Origin of the sequence: Azospirillum sp., assembly GCF_035628975.1 — a bacterium.
Lineage (GTDB): Bacteria > Pseudomonadota > Alphaproteobacteria > Azospirillales > Azospirillaceae > Azospirillum.
On sequence record NZ_DASPIS010000144.1, the window covers coordinates 42285 to 55103 of the forward strand.

General features: G+C 67.4%; 14 protein-coding genes. 3 read left to right on the plus strand and 11 right to left on the minus strand.

Features of this window, described 5'->3' with window-relative positions:
* Positions 1 to 9: 9 nt before the first annotated feature.
* The 4 genes from VD964_RS29635 to VD964_RS29650 all read right to left on the minus strand — a co-directional run bounded on the left by VD964_RS29635 (position 10) and on the right by VD964_RS29650 (position 4483).
* A complete protein-coding gene (locus VD964_RS29635) occupies positions 10 to 1347 on the minus strand; it encodes a pyruvate dehydrogenase complex dihydrolipoamide acetyltransferase (RefSeq protein WP_324872012.1) in 1338 nt (445 codons plus the stop codon).
* A 16-nt stretch (positions 1348 to 1363) separates the two neighbouring features.
* On the minus strand, positions 1364 to 2779 hold the full coding sequence (locus VD964_RS29640) for a pyruvate dehydrogenase complex E1 component subunit beta (protein ID WP_324872013.1): 1416 nt from the start codon (positions 2777 to 2779) through the stop codon (positions 1364 to 1366).
* A 120-nt stretch (positions 2780 to 2899) separates the two neighbouring features.
* Positions 2900 to 3919: a pyruvate dehydrogenase (acetyl-transferring) E1 component subunit alpha gene (pdhA, locus tag VD964_RS29645; RefSeq protein ID WP_310113615.1), complete on the minus strand. Its 1020-nt coding sequence runs from the start codon at positions 3917 to 3919 to the stop codon at positions 2900 to 2902.
* Positions 3920 to 4111: 192 nt separating this feature from the next.
* Positions 4112 to 4483 (minus strand): FtsB family cell division protein, encoded by a 372-nt coding sequence (locus VD964_RS29650; RefSeq protein WP_324872014.1) that lies wholly within the window; start codon positions 4481 to 4483, stop codon positions 4112 to 4114.
* Positions 4484 to 4854: 371 nt separating this feature from the next.
* Between VD964_RS29650 and VD964_RS29655 the strand changes: the two genes are divergently transcribed.
* Positions 4855 to 5166 (plus strand): hypothetical protein, encoded by a 312-nt coding sequence (locus VD964_RS29655; protein ID WP_324872015.1) that lies wholly within the window; start codon positions 4855 to 4857, stop codon positions 5164 to 5166.
* A gap of 82 nt (positions 5167 to 5248) precedes the next feature.
* Here VD964_RS29655 and modC read toward each other — a convergent pair whose 3' ends face one another.
* Genes modC through modA form a run of 3 tightly spaced genes read right to left on the minus strand, consistent with a single transcriptional unit; the run spans position 5249 to position 7885 of the window.
* Complete coding sequence (modC, locus tag VD964_RS29660) at positions 5249 to 6367, minus strand: molybdenum ABC transporter ATP-binding protein (RefSeq protein WP_324872016.1); 1119 nt, start codon at positions 6365 to 6367, stop codon at positions 5249 to 5251.
* A 2-nt stretch (positions 6368 to 6369) separates the two neighbouring features.
* Positions 6370 to 7065, minus strand: coding sequence for a molybdate ABC transporter permease subunit (gene modB, locus VD964_RS29665; RefSeq protein ID WP_324872017.1), 696 nt, complete (start codon positions 7063 to 7065; stop codon positions 6370 to 6372).
* Positions 7066 to 7075: 10 nt separating this feature from the next.
* Positions 7076 to 7885 carry a molybdate ABC transporter substrate-binding protein gene (gene modA / locus VD964_RS29670; RefSeq protein WP_324872018.1) on the minus strand — a complete coding sequence of 270 codons (810 nt, stop codon included), beginning with the start codon at positions 7883 to 7885 and terminating at the stop codon, positions 7076 to 7078.
* Positions 7886 to 8113: 228 nt separating this feature from the next.
* Here modA and rpe point away from each other — a divergent pair, with 228 nt between their 5' ends.
* A complete protein-coding gene (gene rpe / locus VD964_RS29675; protein ID WP_324872019.1) occupies positions 8114 to 8767 on the plus strand; it encodes a ribulose-phosphate 3-epimerase in 654 nt (217 codons plus the stop codon).
* Between the two features lie 91 nt (positions 8768 to 8858).
* Here rpe and VD964_RS29680 read toward each other — a convergent pair whose 3' ends face one another.
* Positions 8859 to 9680, minus strand: a complete 822-nt coding sequence (locus tag VD964_RS29680; protein WP_324872020.1) for a DUF4142 domain-containing protein — start codon at positions 9678 to 9680, stop codon at positions 8859 to 8861.
* A 246-nt stretch (positions 9681 to 9926) separates the two neighbouring features.
* Between VD964_RS29680 and VD964_RS29685 the strand changes: the two genes are divergently transcribed.
* On the plus strand, positions 9927 to 10184 hold the full coding sequence (locus tag VD964_RS29685) for a GlsB/YeaQ/YmgE family stress response membrane protein (protein WP_324872021.1): 258 nt from the start codon (positions 9927 to 9929) through the stop codon (positions 10182 to 10184).
* Between the two features lie 104 nt (positions 10185 to 10288).
* Here the strand turns inward: VD964_RS29685 and VD964_RS29690 are convergent, their stop codons facing one another.
* The 3 genes from VD964_RS29690 to VD964_RS29700 all read right to left on the minus strand — a co-directional run bounded on the left by VD964_RS29690 (position 10289) and on the right by VD964_RS29700 (position 12659).
* Complete coding sequence (locus tag VD964_RS29690; protein WP_324872022.1) at positions 10289 to 11092, minus strand: PhyR family response regulator anti-anti-sigma factor; 804 nt, start codon at positions 11090 to 11092, stop codon at positions 10289 to 10291.
* Positions 11093 to 11335: 243 nt separating this feature from the next.
* The gene (locus tag VD964_RS29695; RefSeq protein ID WP_414637300.1) at positions 11336 to 11881 is read right to left on the minus strand and encodes a thermonuclease family protein; all 546 of its coding nucleotides are present in this window, start codon (positions 11879 to 11881) and stop codon (positions 11336 to 11338) included.
* A 4-nt stretch (positions 11882 to 11885) separates the two neighbouring features.
* Positions 11886 to 12659, minus strand: coding sequence for an SOS response-associated peptidase (locus tag VD964_RS29700; protein WP_324872024.1), 774 nt, complete (start codon positions 12657 to 12659; stop codon positions 11886 to 11888).
* Positions 12660 to 12819 lie beyond the last annotated feature (160 nt).

Here is a 12819-nt window from a genome sequence, read left to right on the forward strand (position 1 = left end):
CTCAAACCGTCAGAGCAGCATCGAGAGCGGATCCTCGAGCAGCTTCTTCACCGCTCCGAGGAATTCCGCACCGACGGCGCCATCGGCCACGCGGTGGTCGAAGGTGCCGGTCAGGCTCATCACCGTGGCGATGGCCAGCGCGCCGTCCTTCACCACCGGGCGCTGCTCGCTGGCGCCGATCGCCAGGATGCAGGCCTGCGGCGGGTTGATGATCGCCTGGAACTGCTTGATCCCCATCATGCCCAGGTTGGAGATGGAAATCGTGCCGCCCTGATACTCTTCCGGCTTCAGCGCGTTGTCGCGCGCCTTCTTGGCCAGTGCTTTCATCTCGTTGGAGATGTCGGCCAGACCCTTGGTTTCCGCCTTCTTGACGATCGGAGTGATCAGCCCGGTCGGGGTGGCGACGGCGACCGAGATGTCGGCATGCTGGAACTGCAGCATCGCTTCGTCGGTCCAGGCGGCGTTCAGCGCCGGAACCTTCTTCAGCGCCAACGCCACGGCGCGGATGATGAAGTCGTTCACCGACAGCTTGTAGGCGTCGGACCGGCCGTTCAGCTCGGCGCGGACCTTCATCAGCGCGTCGATCTCGACATCCACCGTCAGGAAGTAGTCGGGAACCGTGCGCTTCACCTCGCCCAGACGCTTGGCGATGGTCTTGCGCATGCCGCTGTTCGGCACGGCGGTGTAGGCCATGCCCAGCTTGTCGGCGAGCGCCTTGGCGTCCACACCCTCGGCCTTCGCCGGGGCCGGGGCCGGAGCTGCGGCGGGAGCCGGAGCGGCGGCGGCCGGCGCGGGAGCCGCCGCGGGAGCGGCAGCGGCCTTGGCCGGACCGGCGGCCTTGGCGGCTTCGACGTCGGCCTTGACGATGCGGCCGTGCGGGCCGGTGCCCTTGACGGTCTTCAGGTCGACGCCGACCTGTTCGGCGATGCGGCGGGCCAGCGGGCTGGCGAACACGCGCTCACCGGAAGCCGCCTGCGCCGGAGCGGCGGCGGGAGCCGGAGCCACAGCCGGAGCCGCAGCGGTCGGAGCGGGAGCCGCCGCCGGAGCGGCGGCAGCTGCCGGGGCGGGAGCGGAGCCGGCCGAGGCCAGCGCGCTCTCGTCCTCGCCCTCTTCCAGCAGGATGGCGATGGGGGTGTTCACCGCCACGCCCTGGCTGCCGGCCGGCATCAGGATCTTGCCGATGCGGCCTTCATCGACCGCTTCGACTTCCATGGTGGCCTTGTCGGTCTCGATCTCGGCGAGCACGTCGCCGGACTTCACCGTGTCGCCTTCCTTCTTCAGCCACTTGGCGAGGTTGCCCTCGGTCATCGTGGGAGAGAGGGCGGGCATCAGAATCTGAACGGTCATCCTATCAGCCCTCCTCTCAGCGATAGCAGGCTTGCTTCGCGGCCTTGACGATGTCGGCGACCTGCGGCAGCGCCAGCTTTTCCAGGTTGGCGGCGTAGGGCATCGGCACGTCCAGGCCGGCCACGCGGGCCACCGGCGCGTCGAGATAGTCGAAGGCCTGCTCCATCATCAGCGCGCACATTTCCGACCCGATGCCGGCGAAGGGCCAGCCTTCCTCGACGGAGACGAGGCGGTTGGTCTTCTTGACGCTGTTGACGATGGTGGCGGTGTCCAGCGGACGGATCGTGCGCAGGTTGATGACCTCCGCGTCGATGCCTTCCTTCGCCAGCTCCTCGGCGGCGGCCAGCGCATGCCCGACCATGATCGAGAAGGCGGTGATCGTCACGTCCTTGCCGGCGCGTTCGATCTTGGCCTTGCCGATCGGCAGGACGAATTCCTCGTCCTCCGGAACCTCGAAGCTCTGGCCGTAGAGAATCTCGTTCTCCAGGAAGACCACCGGGTTCGGGTCGCGGATCGCCGCCTTCAGCAGGCCCTTGGCGTCGGACGCCGACCAGGGGGAGACGACCTTCAGGCCCGGGCAGTGGGCATACCAGGAGGCATAGCACTGCGAATGCTGGGCGGCGACGCGGGCGGCGGCGCCGTTCGGGCCGCGGAAGACGATCGGGCTGCCCATCTGGCCGCCGGACATGTACAGCGTCTTGGCGGCGGAGTTGATGATGTGGTCAATCGCCTGCATGGCGAAGTTGAAGGTCATGAACTCGACGATCGGCTTCAGCCCCTTGAAGGAGGCGCCGACGCCCAGACCGGCGAAGCCGATCTCTGTGATGGGCGTGTCGATGACGCGACGCTCGCCGAACTCCTGCAGCAGGCCCTGGGTCACCTTGTAGGCGCCCTGATACTGCGCGACCTCCTCGCCCATGACGAAGACCTTCTCGTCACGGCGCATTTCCTCGGCCATCGCGTCGCGCAGGGCCTCGCGGACCGTCTTCTTCACCGTCTTGGCGAAGAACTTGTCCTCGTCGGAGTCCGGAGCCGACACCGGGGCGGCCGGCACGGTCGGAGCCGGGGCCGGCGCAGCGGCCTGCACCGCCGACGGGGCGGCCTTGGTCTCTTCGGAAGCGGGGACGGCGTTGGTCGGGCCGGCGACGGTCGGCTTGTTGCCGCCTTCGCGCAGCGCGCTCTCGTCCTCGCCCTCTTCCAGCAGCATGGCGATGGGAGTGTTCACCGCGACGTTGTCGGTGCCTTCCGGCACCAGGATCTTGCCGACGCGGCCTTCATCGACCGCTTCGACTTCCATGGTGGCCTTGTCGGTCTCGATCTCGGCGAGCACGTCGCCGGACTTCACCGCGTCGCCTTCCTTCTTGAGCCATTTCGCCAGCTTGCCCTCGGTCATGGTGGGCGACAGGGCCGGCATCAGCACTTCGATCGGCATTCCTCAACCTCCGGCGGCGCGGGGGAACCCGGTTGCCGCTCCCAATCTGGGGGCAACCTGTTCCGGTCGGCGCCGCTCCTGCTTTTCGTTGACGTCAGGACCAGACGGTGGATTCGACGATCAGGTCTCGACCAGGATGTCGGTCCACAGTTCCGACGGATCGGGCTCGGGGCTCTGCTGCGCGAACTCGGCCGATTCGGTGACGATCGCCTTCACCGCGCGATCGATCTCCTTCAGCTTGTCCTCGTCGGCATGGCCGCCGCCCAGCAGCTTGGCCTTCAGCTGGTCGATGGGATCGGATTCCGACCGCATCTTCTCGACCTCCTCCTTCGTCCGGTACTTGGCCGGATCGGACATGGAGTGGCCGCGGTAGCGGTAGGTCTTCATCTCAAGGATGACCGGGCCGTTGCCTTCGCGGATGTAGTTCACCCACTGGTCGGCGGCGGCCTTCACCTCGAGCACGTCCATCCCGTTGACCTGATAGCCGGGGATGCCGTAGGCGGCGCCGCGCTGGTGCAGTTCACCGGCCGAGGCGCGCTCCTGCGAGGTGCCCATGGCGTACTTGTTGTTCTCGATGACGAACAGCACCGGCAGCTTCCAAAGAGCCGCCATGTTGAAGCTCTCGTACACCTGGCCCTGGTTGATGGCGCCGTCGCCGCAATAGACCGCGGAGACGCCGCCGTCATTGAGGTACTTGTGCGCGAAGGCCAGACCGGTGCCGAGCGGAACCTGGCCGCCGACGATGCCGTGGCCGCCGTAGAAGTTCTTCTCGCGGCTGAACATGTGCATCGAGCCGCCCTTGCCCTTGGAGTAGCCTCCGATGCGGCCGGTCAACTCGGCCATCACGCCATTGGCCTCCATGCCGCAGGCCAGCATGTGGCCGTGGTCACGGTAGCTGGTGATGACGGTGTCACCCTGCTTCAGGGCGGCCTGCACGCCGACCACGACGGCTTCCTGGCCGATATACAGATGGCAGAAGCCGCCGATCAGGCCCATGCCGTACAGCTGGCCCGCCTTCTCTTCGAAGCGGCGGATCAGCAGCATCTCGCGATAGTAATGAAGAAGCTCTTCGGAAGAGACGGCTTGAGCGGGCGCGGTGTCGGTCTGCGCCTTGGTCGGACGGCGTCGGGACGCGGCCATGATTCCTCCCCAGGGTTCACGCGGCAATGGGCCTTAAACAACCCTTGCCGCCACGCGTTGCGGGCATGCGAGAGCCCGCACCGGAAGCGAATATGGCGCGCACACTACACGAGCTTTTTGGCCCGCGCAAATGCCTGTTTTTGCAGCGCTATTTTCGATTAACCGCATTTCGGTTAATCAGCTGATTTCCCCTTACTTCTGCGGGACCGCCCCCTGAGGTTCGGCGACCTTGGGCAGCTTGACGATGACGTCGCGCGGGTTGGAGAAGTTCAGCATCAGCCGCGCCCTCTCCTCCAGCATGTCGCGGTCGAGCCCGTCGCCGCGCAGAAGCTGGGCGCGCCGTTCCATCTCCTCCCTTTCGGTGCGGAGCTGGTTCAGGACCTCTTCGGCCTGGGCGATCTCCCCCTGGATCTGCTTCATCGCCACCAGCCCGCGATCGCCATGGATCGCGTAGTAGGCGAAGTAGGCGACCACGCAGGCGCACAGCGCCGGCATGATGGCTTGGCGGATCGCGCTCTTGGCAGCGCGGGCGAGCGTGTCGGTGAAGTCGGCGATCATCGTCATGGTGGTTGGATGGAATCACAGCGACTTTCCACCGGTCAAACGAAAAAGATGGAACAGCCAAGTCGCAAAAGTGTCGTGTTCTTTGCGCAACCCAGTAATGGGTACCGGCCACGCCTGCGCCACAAGTTGTCAGAACGTTCCGTGAAAGTTCTCCGCGCGCCCCGGTAGGATATTCCGGGCGCTCCGCCGGTGGCCCTGCCCCACCGTCGCACGGCACCCACTCGACATAGTGCTAAGGACGGATGGAATGAAACCGGCGGTGGCGTGTTTGGACCCACACGGCGTTGCCGGAGCCGTACCGGGTCAGCGAATGCGCTTCCGGTTGCCGGCTTCCGGGGCGGCGCCGCCCAATGGCTGAGGAGACGCACTCCATGCGCAGCAAGATTCTGATCGCGGCCCTTCCCGCCCTGCTTCTGGGGCTGGCGGCTTGCGACGACCAAAACGCCCAGAACTCCAACGCGGCGAACCAGACCAGCCCGACCACCAGCAGCGGGTCCAGCAGCGGTTCAACGACGGTTCCGCCGCCCTCCACCGGCGTTCCGGTTCAAGGCGGAACCTCCGGCAACTCGATGAACGACAGCAGCGGTGCCACCACCACGGTGCCGGGTGGCTCCACGGCCGGCGGGTCTGCCGGCGGCGGCGCCAGCACCGGTGGCTCGGCAACCCCGTCCGGCGGCCAGTAAGCTCCGGAGGTCAGGTCAGCACGCCTGCGGAACATCCCCTCTCCCACTGCGGGAGAGGGGATGTTCCGATTGCCGGACAGAGTCACACATCGACGACCCGCCGCCCTTCCGCGGGGGCACCGGTGCTGCCCGGTTCGAAGGCGATGCCCTTTACCAGCGCCACCACGGGGCGGCCTGGCGTCAGGTCCAACTCCCGGACGGCCGCGCGGGTGATGCGCGCGATCAGGAATGAACCGCCGACCGCCAGCCGCACGTCGGCGGAGGATGGTCCCGACTCGGCGACTTCCACAACCGTCGCCGCCAGCGCGTTGCGCACGCTCACGCCGACCGGCTGCTGCAAGGCGACGATGACGTCACGGGCATGGATGTGCAGGCGCACCGAGGCGCCTGGCGCACGCTCCACCCGCGGCACGGTCAGATGCCCGCCGTCGAAGGCCAGCACGGTCAGGCCGTCTTCGGGGATATGGCGCTCCACCGTCAGGTCCAGCACGGCGCCGGCATCCTGCGCACCGGTCACCGCCGACAGGTCGAGCCTGCCCATCACCGTGCCCACCGGCCCGACGGCGCGCACCCTGCCCTCCCCGATCAGCACCATCGTCGTGGCGAGGCGCACAACCTCGTCCAGCGCGTGGCTGACCATGACGATGGGGATGTTCATCTCGTCGCGCAGACGCTCGATGTAGGGCATGATCTCCGCCTTGCGGGCGGCGTCGAGCGAGGCCATCGGCTCGTCCATCAGCAGCAGGCGCGGCTGAGCCAGCAGGGCGCGCCCGAAGGCTACCCGCTGCTTCTCCCCGCCCGAAAGCCCGCGCGGACGGCGGTCCAGCAGATGGCCCAGCCCCAGCAGTTCCACGACCGGGCCGAAGGCGATGCGGCGATCCGCGGCCGGCACCCGGCGCAGGCCGAATTCCAGATTGCTGCGCACGGTCATGTGCGGGAACAGGCGCGCATCCTGGAAGACATAGCCGATGCGCCGCCTTTCCACCGGCACGTCGATGCGCAGCGCACTGTCGAAGAACACCGTATCGCCGATGCGGATATGGCCGGCATCGGGCCGCGTCAGCCCGGCGATGGCGTTGATGACGGAGGTCTTGCCGGACCCCGAACGGCCGAACAGGGCCGTCACCCCGCGCTCTTCCGCGGTGAAGGCGATGTCGAGCGCAAAGGCGCCCAGCGTCTGGCGGATCGAAAGGTCAAGCATGGTCAAGTCTGCCCGATCAGCCGCCGAACACGGTGCGCCAGGAACTCCGACAGCATCAGTGCGATCAGGGCGACGCCGAAGGATATGGCCGCGAGCCGCGCCGCCACCGCGTCACCCCCGGGTTCCTGGGTGGCGGCATAGATCGCCAGCGGCAGGGTCTGCGTCTGGCCGGGAATGTTGGAGACGAAGGTGATGACCGCCCCGAACTCGCCCATCGCCGCCGCAAAAGCGACGATGGCGCCGGACAGCAGGCCGGGGGCCATCAGCGGCAGCAGGATGGTGAAGAAGCGGTCGACCGGACCGGCGCCAAGCGTGCGCGCCGCCGCCTCCAGCCCGCCGTCGATCGCCTCCACCGACAGGCGGATCGCCCGCACCATCAGCGGGAAGGACGTCACGGCGACCGCCAGCGACGCACCTTCCGCTGTGAAGATCAGCTTGATGCCGAAGGTCTGGTACAGCCAGCCGCCGACCACCCCCTTGGTCCCCATCGTCACCAGCAGGATATAACCGGTGACCACCGGCGGCAGAACCAGCGGCAGATGGACCAGCCCATCGACCAGCGTCTTGCCCGGAAAGGAATAGCGCCCGAGCACCCAGGCGGCGAGCACGGCAACCGGCAACCCCAACGCGATGGCGACGCCCGCGACACGCAGGCTCAACAGCAACGCGGTGGTCTCCATCGGCGTCAGGATATCCATGCCGCAGAGCTTACGGTGCTTTGGGCGCCGGAACGAAGCCGAATTCCGTCCACACCGCCATGCCCTCCGGCGACTTCATGTGGTCGAGGAAAGCGGCGGCGCCGGCGCTTTTGGATGCCGCGACCAGCGCTGCCGGATAGACGATGGGCGGGTAGCTGTCCGGCGGAAACACGGCGGCGACCTCCACCCCCGGATCGATGGCGGCGTCGGTGCGATAGACGATGCCCATCGGCACCTCGCCCCGGCTGACCAGCACCAGCGCCGCCCGCACGCTGTCGGCCCGCGCGAGCTTCGGCTCGACCGCCTTCCACTGGCCAAGAGACTCCAGTGCCGCCTTGGCGTACTTCCCGACCGGAACGTTCGATGGGTCGCCGGTGGCGAGCCGCCCGTCGCCCAGCTGCTCGGCCAACTTGCCGCCCTTCGACAGGTCCGGCTTCAGCGCCGTTCCCTTCGGCACCACCACCACCAACTCGTTCCCCAGCAGGTTCGTCCGGCTGTCGGTCTTGATCAGATTACGCTTCTGCAAATAATCCATCCAGTCGAGATCGGCCGAGATGAAGATGTCGGCCGGCGCATCGTTCTCGATCTGCTTTGCCAGGGCGGACGACGCGGCGAAGGATGCAGTCACCGACAGGCCGGTCTTCGCCTTGAACTGGGACGCGAGCTTGTCCACCGCATTCTTGGTGGAGGCGGCGGCCAGAACAAGCACGTCCTGCGCCATTGCCGCCGGGGCCGCGAGGGTGAGGCTGAAGCCCAGCACCGCCGCCGACATCGCAAGTCTGAACCCGCTCCTTCCCAGGATCGAACGCACACCGACCATCGTCATCTCCTGCCATGCCTGATGCTGCACCTATATCCAGATGGATACAACGCTTCGCGATGGCGGTAAAGGGCAAACGGCCGGGCTCGCGCTGTGGGAGCCCGGCAGGGGTCCTTCCCGCGGCCTTGCGGAATTCACATCATGTCATGACTTGCCGCGCCGGCCCGTGATAGGAAGTGCGGCGAATCGGACCCGGTCCCAGCCCTCCCTCTGCTTCAGGAACTTCCCATGCGCGCCGTGAAGATTTCCCCCTCGATTCTCTCCGCCGACTTCGCCCGGCTGGGCGAGGAGGTCCGCGCGGTCGACGCCGCCGGCGCCGACTACATCCACATCGATGTGATGGACGGGCATTTCGTCCCGAACCTCACCATCGGGCCGGGCGTGGTGAAGGCGCTGCGGCCGCATTCCGCCAAGGTCTTCGACGTGCATCTGATGATCTCGCCGGTGGACCTCTTCGTTCCGGAATTCGCCAAGGCCGGCGCCGACATCATCACCGTCCATCCGGAAGCCGGGCCGCACCTTCACCGCACGATCCAGCTGATCAAGTCGCTCGGCAAGAAGGCTGGCGTGTCGCTGAACCCGGCGACGCCGGTGGACGCCATCCAGCATGTGCTGGAGGACATCGACCTCGTGCTGGTGATGACGGTCAACCCCGGCTTCGGCGGCCAAAGCTTCATCAAGAGCCAGCTGCCGAAGATCCGCGACCTGCGCGCCCGCATCGATGCGCTGGGCAAGCAGATCGACCTGGAGGTCGATGGCGGCATCAACCCAGAAACCGCCCGCTTGGCGATCGAGGCCGGTGCCGACGTTCTGGTCGCCGGCACCGCCACCTTCACCGGTGGTCCGGAGCAGTACGCCGCCAACATCAGCGCCCTGCGCTGATCGGCACCTGAGAACAGGAACGGCCCCGCGCCGCCCCCAAGGGGGAGCGGTACGGGGCCGTTTCCATTATCGGCCTCTCAGGTTCGCCGGATCAGCGGGAGCTGGCGAGCGGGGCGCTGGCCGCGATGCCTTCGATCTGGTTCAGGTGCTGCTGCAGCTTCGGCAGCGTCTGCTGTGCCAGGCTGCGGTAGGGCTGCAGGTCAGGATCGGTGCTGCGGGCGACGGTGCCGTACAGGTCAACCGCCTCGCGGTGCGCCAGCACCTGCTGGTTCACATACATGCGGTCGAAGGCGACACCGCGAAGGCCCTGCAGCTGGCTCAGCTTCTGCTGCTGGTCGAGATCCGGCTGGGCAGGCGGCTCAAGGCCGCTGGCGCGGGCCTGGGTCTTCACCAGTTCGCTGGTGGTGGTGTGGTCCATGATCATGTGGCGGGCGAACTGGCGCACCGGCTCGGTGGTGGCGCGGTCGACGGCCATGCGGCTCGACGCGATCTCGAACAGGTCGCTCTGCGAAGCGCGGTTCACGAAGTCGGCTGCGCTGGCCACCGGCGCCATGCGGGCGGCGCGGTCCTGGTCGGCCGTGCTGCCGCCGGCGATGCTGCTGCCGGTCATCGCCGCGCCTGCACCGGCGGTGGACCCGGCGATGCCGGTCGCCATCTGCTGTTCCATGCGGCGCTCTTCGGCAAGCCGGCGGGCGCCGATGCCTTCGCCCAGCACCACCACCTTGCCGCCCTGCGGCGTGTCGGTGACCGGCAGGCCGCGGGCCGGTGCGTCCAGCGGCGGGATGCCGCCCGACGGCGTGCCCATGGTGTAGCTCGATCCGGCCTGCGGCGAGGTCGCGCCGCCCACCTGGGCCATCGCGGTGGTCGACAGCAGAACCGCGCCCATGGCGGTGAAAATGAACGTCCTGGTCATTAGAATTCTCCCAGCTTTCCTTGCGGAACGGCCCGGCCGGCAGGGCCTGGAGGCGTCCCGGTCCACCGCGTCAGCACCGAAGCGCGACGGCGGTCATGTGCTGCGGAGAACATGGTGCCTATGCAAAAAGTTCCGGCTGCCCAAAAGAGCATCGGGCCAAAAGATCCGCCGGGAAGGAGAACCAATCGCCTCTTTGCCCGTTATTGGGCATGGGAAGACGGTCCCGCAACGGAAGGGAAAACAACCATGGGCATTCTCTGGACGATCATCATCGGCTTCATCGCCGGCATCGTCGCCAAGTTCCTGATGCCGGGTCGCGATCCGGGCGGCTTTATCATCACCACGCTGCTGGGCATCGCAGGCGCCTTCGTCGCGACATATCTGGGGGCCGCCGTCGGCTGGTACCGGCCGGGTGAAGGAGCGGGATTCATCGGCGCCATCGTCGGCGCGATCATCATCCTGGCCATCTACCGCATGATCGCCGGTCGCCGGCACACGGTATAGCGGGCGCTGTTTGAAGGCGGCTTGCCTGAAAGCCGCCTTACGAAAAAAGGGACCACCGGATCGCCGGCGGTCCCTTTTTTCATTGGCTTGACCGTCGAAAGTCGTCAGGCCAGCGCCACCGGCTGCGGCATGAAGATGGCGCGCGAAATGGCCGCCTGGATGCCGGCGTTGGTGAAGGGCTTGCGCACGATCTGCCCCAGATGGCGGGCGTCCAGGGCGCGAATGTCGTCATCGAAGGCGGTGACGAAGATGGTGCGCAGGTCGCGCACGCGCTTCAGCCGGCGGGCGATCTCGATCCCGCTGCCGCCATCCGCCAGCCGGACATCCAGCAGGGCCAGCGTCGGCTTCTCCGCCTTCAGCAGGGCCAATGCCTCCGTCTCGTTGCCGGCGGTGCCGCAGACGACATGGCCCATGTCGGCCACCAATTCCCCCAGCTCCATCGCCAGCAGGGCGTTGTCCTCGACCACCATGACCCGCTGGACCATCGCGGCGCGCACGCGGGCACGGGCCGCCTTCAACCGGTCGATGGACTCCCCCGCCGGCAGCTGCAGCACCTTCGCCGCCTGCCGGATGCTCAATCCTTCCAGCGCGGTCAGCAGATACAAGCGGCGCTCGGCCTCCGGCAGTTCGGCCAGCGCGCGCTCGATGGGATGGGGCGATGGCAGCGGCCGGCCGGGTGGGCCGAACTCTTCCGGAGAGCGGTCGAACAGCAGGTTCAGCAGGGCGTACATCGACAGCCGCGACCCATCGCCGCCGCGGTCCAGGCCAAACCGGGACGGTGCCATCACCGCCGCTTCGACACAGCGCGTCACCAGCGCGTCGCCACGGTCGGTGGCACCCGTCAGCGCCCGCGCATAGCGGCGCAGGATCGGCACCACCTCGAACAGTTCACATTCGTAAACGAGCATACCCGTGACTCCGCTCCCTGCCGGGAGTTACCGCTCTGGGATTCAGCCTCTCCGATCGTTCGCCAGGCAAACCTGCCGGCCTGTGGAGGTCGTTATTCATCTTGTCGGAATCTTATCATGCCATTCGGGGCGGTCGAATGGGAAATGGGGGTGCGGCACGCCAACGTACGGCCACAGCCCGTCAGTCACTGCCAAAGGGCCAGACCCGAACGACAAGCCCAGGCTGCCCAAAAGGCGGTTCGCTCACTTTGCCTTCTCGCGCAACTGGCGCGAGCGCCATTGCCACGGCTTCTCCACCTGCCCGGCCCACAGCCCCATCCGCTTGCTCTGGGCATAGGCCTCGCCCTTCTGGTAGGCGGGCGACAGGCTGGCATACTGAAAGGCCCAGCCGCGCGACACCATCGCCGCCCCCAGATCGACCCCGCGCACCCGGCATTCGCCCTTCTTCTCACCGGTACGGTCCTGTTCGGTAATGGTGCAGGTCACCTCCTCGCCCTTCACCATGTTGGCGAGCACGGCGGTGGCGACCTTGAAGCAGTCGAGTTCATGGCCGTAGCGGTTCTTGCACTTCTGCCCCGGATCCGGCGCGTCGATGCCCATCAGCCGCACCGCCATGCCGTTGACGGTCAGCAAATCCCCTTCCACCGCCATGGCGGAGCCCGTCACGGTCTGGTCCGGCGTGTTGGCGATGGGGCCGCGCCCTTTGGCAGCCTGGTTGGTCTGCGCCGCGGCGGGACCGGCAAGGACCAGACCGCAGAGCACGACCAGTGTAAGTCTCCCCACCCTCATCGGCTCAGAACAGGCTGGGCTGTTTGTCGTCGGGCTTTCCTTTGGCCGGCTTCCCCTCGACCTGCTTCCCCTCGACCGGCTTTTCCGTGACGGCCGCCGCCTCTTCCGGCGGATCCAGGCAGGAACAGTCGTCGTTGCGCACGCTGTTCACCCGCGGCCCCACCGGGACCACGTCTAGCCAGTCGTCCGGCGCCGAACGGATCAGCCCTTCCACCACCGGCAGCGGGGTCGCCGGGTCGAGCCAGGCGTCCCAGTCGGCGGGATCCAGCACCACCGGCATGCGGTCGTGCAGGAAGGACAGGGTGGCGTTGGTCGCCGTCGTCACCACCGTCGCGGTTTCCAGCGGCGGGTCCAGCGGTGCGGCGCCCTTCGGACCGCGCCAACGCTCCCACAAGCCGGCCAGAGCGAACAGGCCGCGGTGTCGGCGGCGGATGACGTGCCCCTGCTTGCGCGGTTTCGCCCCCTCCCCCACGCTGGTCCATTCATAGAACCCGTCCAGCGGGATCAGGCAGCGGCGCTTGCGGAAGGCGTCGCGGAAGGCCGGCTTGTCCGCCACCGATTCGCCGCGCGCGTTGATCATCCGCCCGCCGATGGACGGATCGTCGGCCCAGGGCGGCACCAGCCCCCAGCGGACCATCGACAGATGGCGGCCGTCCTCATCGCGCCGGATCACGGGAATGTCCTGCGTCGGGGCGATGTTCCAGCGCGGCATCAGGTTCGGCCGCTCGGGCACGCCGAACAGGCGCTGGACCTCGCTGACCGGGGTGGTGAGTAGCATGCGTCCACACATGCCCAGGAATATGGTCGCTGCGGGCAGTGGGCGCCAGTCCGCAATGGCGCGCGCTGCTAGCCACCGCCGGGGGTTTCCCTCACGCTTCAGCCGGCCTATCTTCGCGGAGCACAACAATCGCATCGAACCGGAAGTCGGGAGTTCACCC

Excerpts from the sequence above, each read along its gene's own strand:
- VD964_RS29635 (WP_324872012.1), bottom strand. The coding sequence starts at position 1,347 with ATGACCGTTCAGATTCTGATGCCCGCCCTCTCTCCCACGATGACCGAG.
- VD964_RS29640 (WP_324872013.1), bottom strand. The coding sequence starts at position 2,779 with ATGCCGATCGAAGTGCTGATGCCGGCCCTGTCGCCCACCATGACCGAG.
- pdhA (WP_310113615.1), bottom strand. The coding sequence starts at position 3,919 with ATGGCCGCGTCCCGACGCCGTCCGACCAAGGCGCAGACCGACACCGCG.
- VD964_RS29650 (WP_324872014.1), bottom strand. The coding sequence starts at position 4,483 with ATGACGATGATCGCCGACTTCACCGACACGCTCGCCCGCGCTGCCAAG.
- VD964_RS29655 (WP_324872015.1), top strand. The coding sequence starts at position 4,855 with ATGCGCAGCAAGATTCTGATCGCGGCCCTTCCCGCCCTGCTTCTGGGG.
- modC (WP_324872016.1), bottom strand. The coding sequence starts at position 6,367 with ATGCTTGACCTTTCGATCCGCCAGACGCTGGGCGCCTTTGCGCTCGAC.
- modB (WP_324872017.1), bottom strand. The coding sequence starts at position 7,065 with ATGGATATCCTGACGCCGATGGAGACCACCGCGTTGCTGTTGAGCCTG.
- modA (WP_324872018.1), bottom strand. The coding sequence starts at position 7,885 with ATGGTCGGTGTGCGTTCGATCCTGGGAAGGAGCGGGTTCAGACTTGCG.
- rpe (WP_324872019.1), top strand. The coding sequence starts at position 8,114 with ATGCGCGCCGTGAAGATTTCCCCCTCGATTCTCTCCGCCGACTTCGCC.
- VD964_RS29680 (WP_324872020.1), bottom strand. The coding sequence starts at position 9,680 with ATGACCAGGACGTTCATTTTCACCGCCATGGGCGCGGTTCTGCTGTCG.
- VD964_RS29685 (WP_324872021.1), top strand. The coding sequence starts at position 9,927 with ATGGGCATTCTCTGGACGATCATCATCGGCTTCATCGCCGGCATCGTC.
- VD964_RS29690 (WP_324872022.1), bottom strand. The coding sequence starts at position 11,092 with ATGCTCGTTTACGAATGTGAACTGTTCGAGGTGGTGCCGATCCTGCGC.
- VD964_RS29695 (WP_414637300.1), bottom strand. The coding sequence starts at position 11,881 with ATGAGGGTGGGGAGACTTACACTGGTCGTGCTCTGCGGTCTGGTCCTT.
- VD964_RS29700 (WP_324872024.1), bottom strand. The coding sequence starts at position 12,659 with ATGCTACTCACCACCCCGGTCAGCGAGGTCCAGCGCCTGTTCGGCGTG.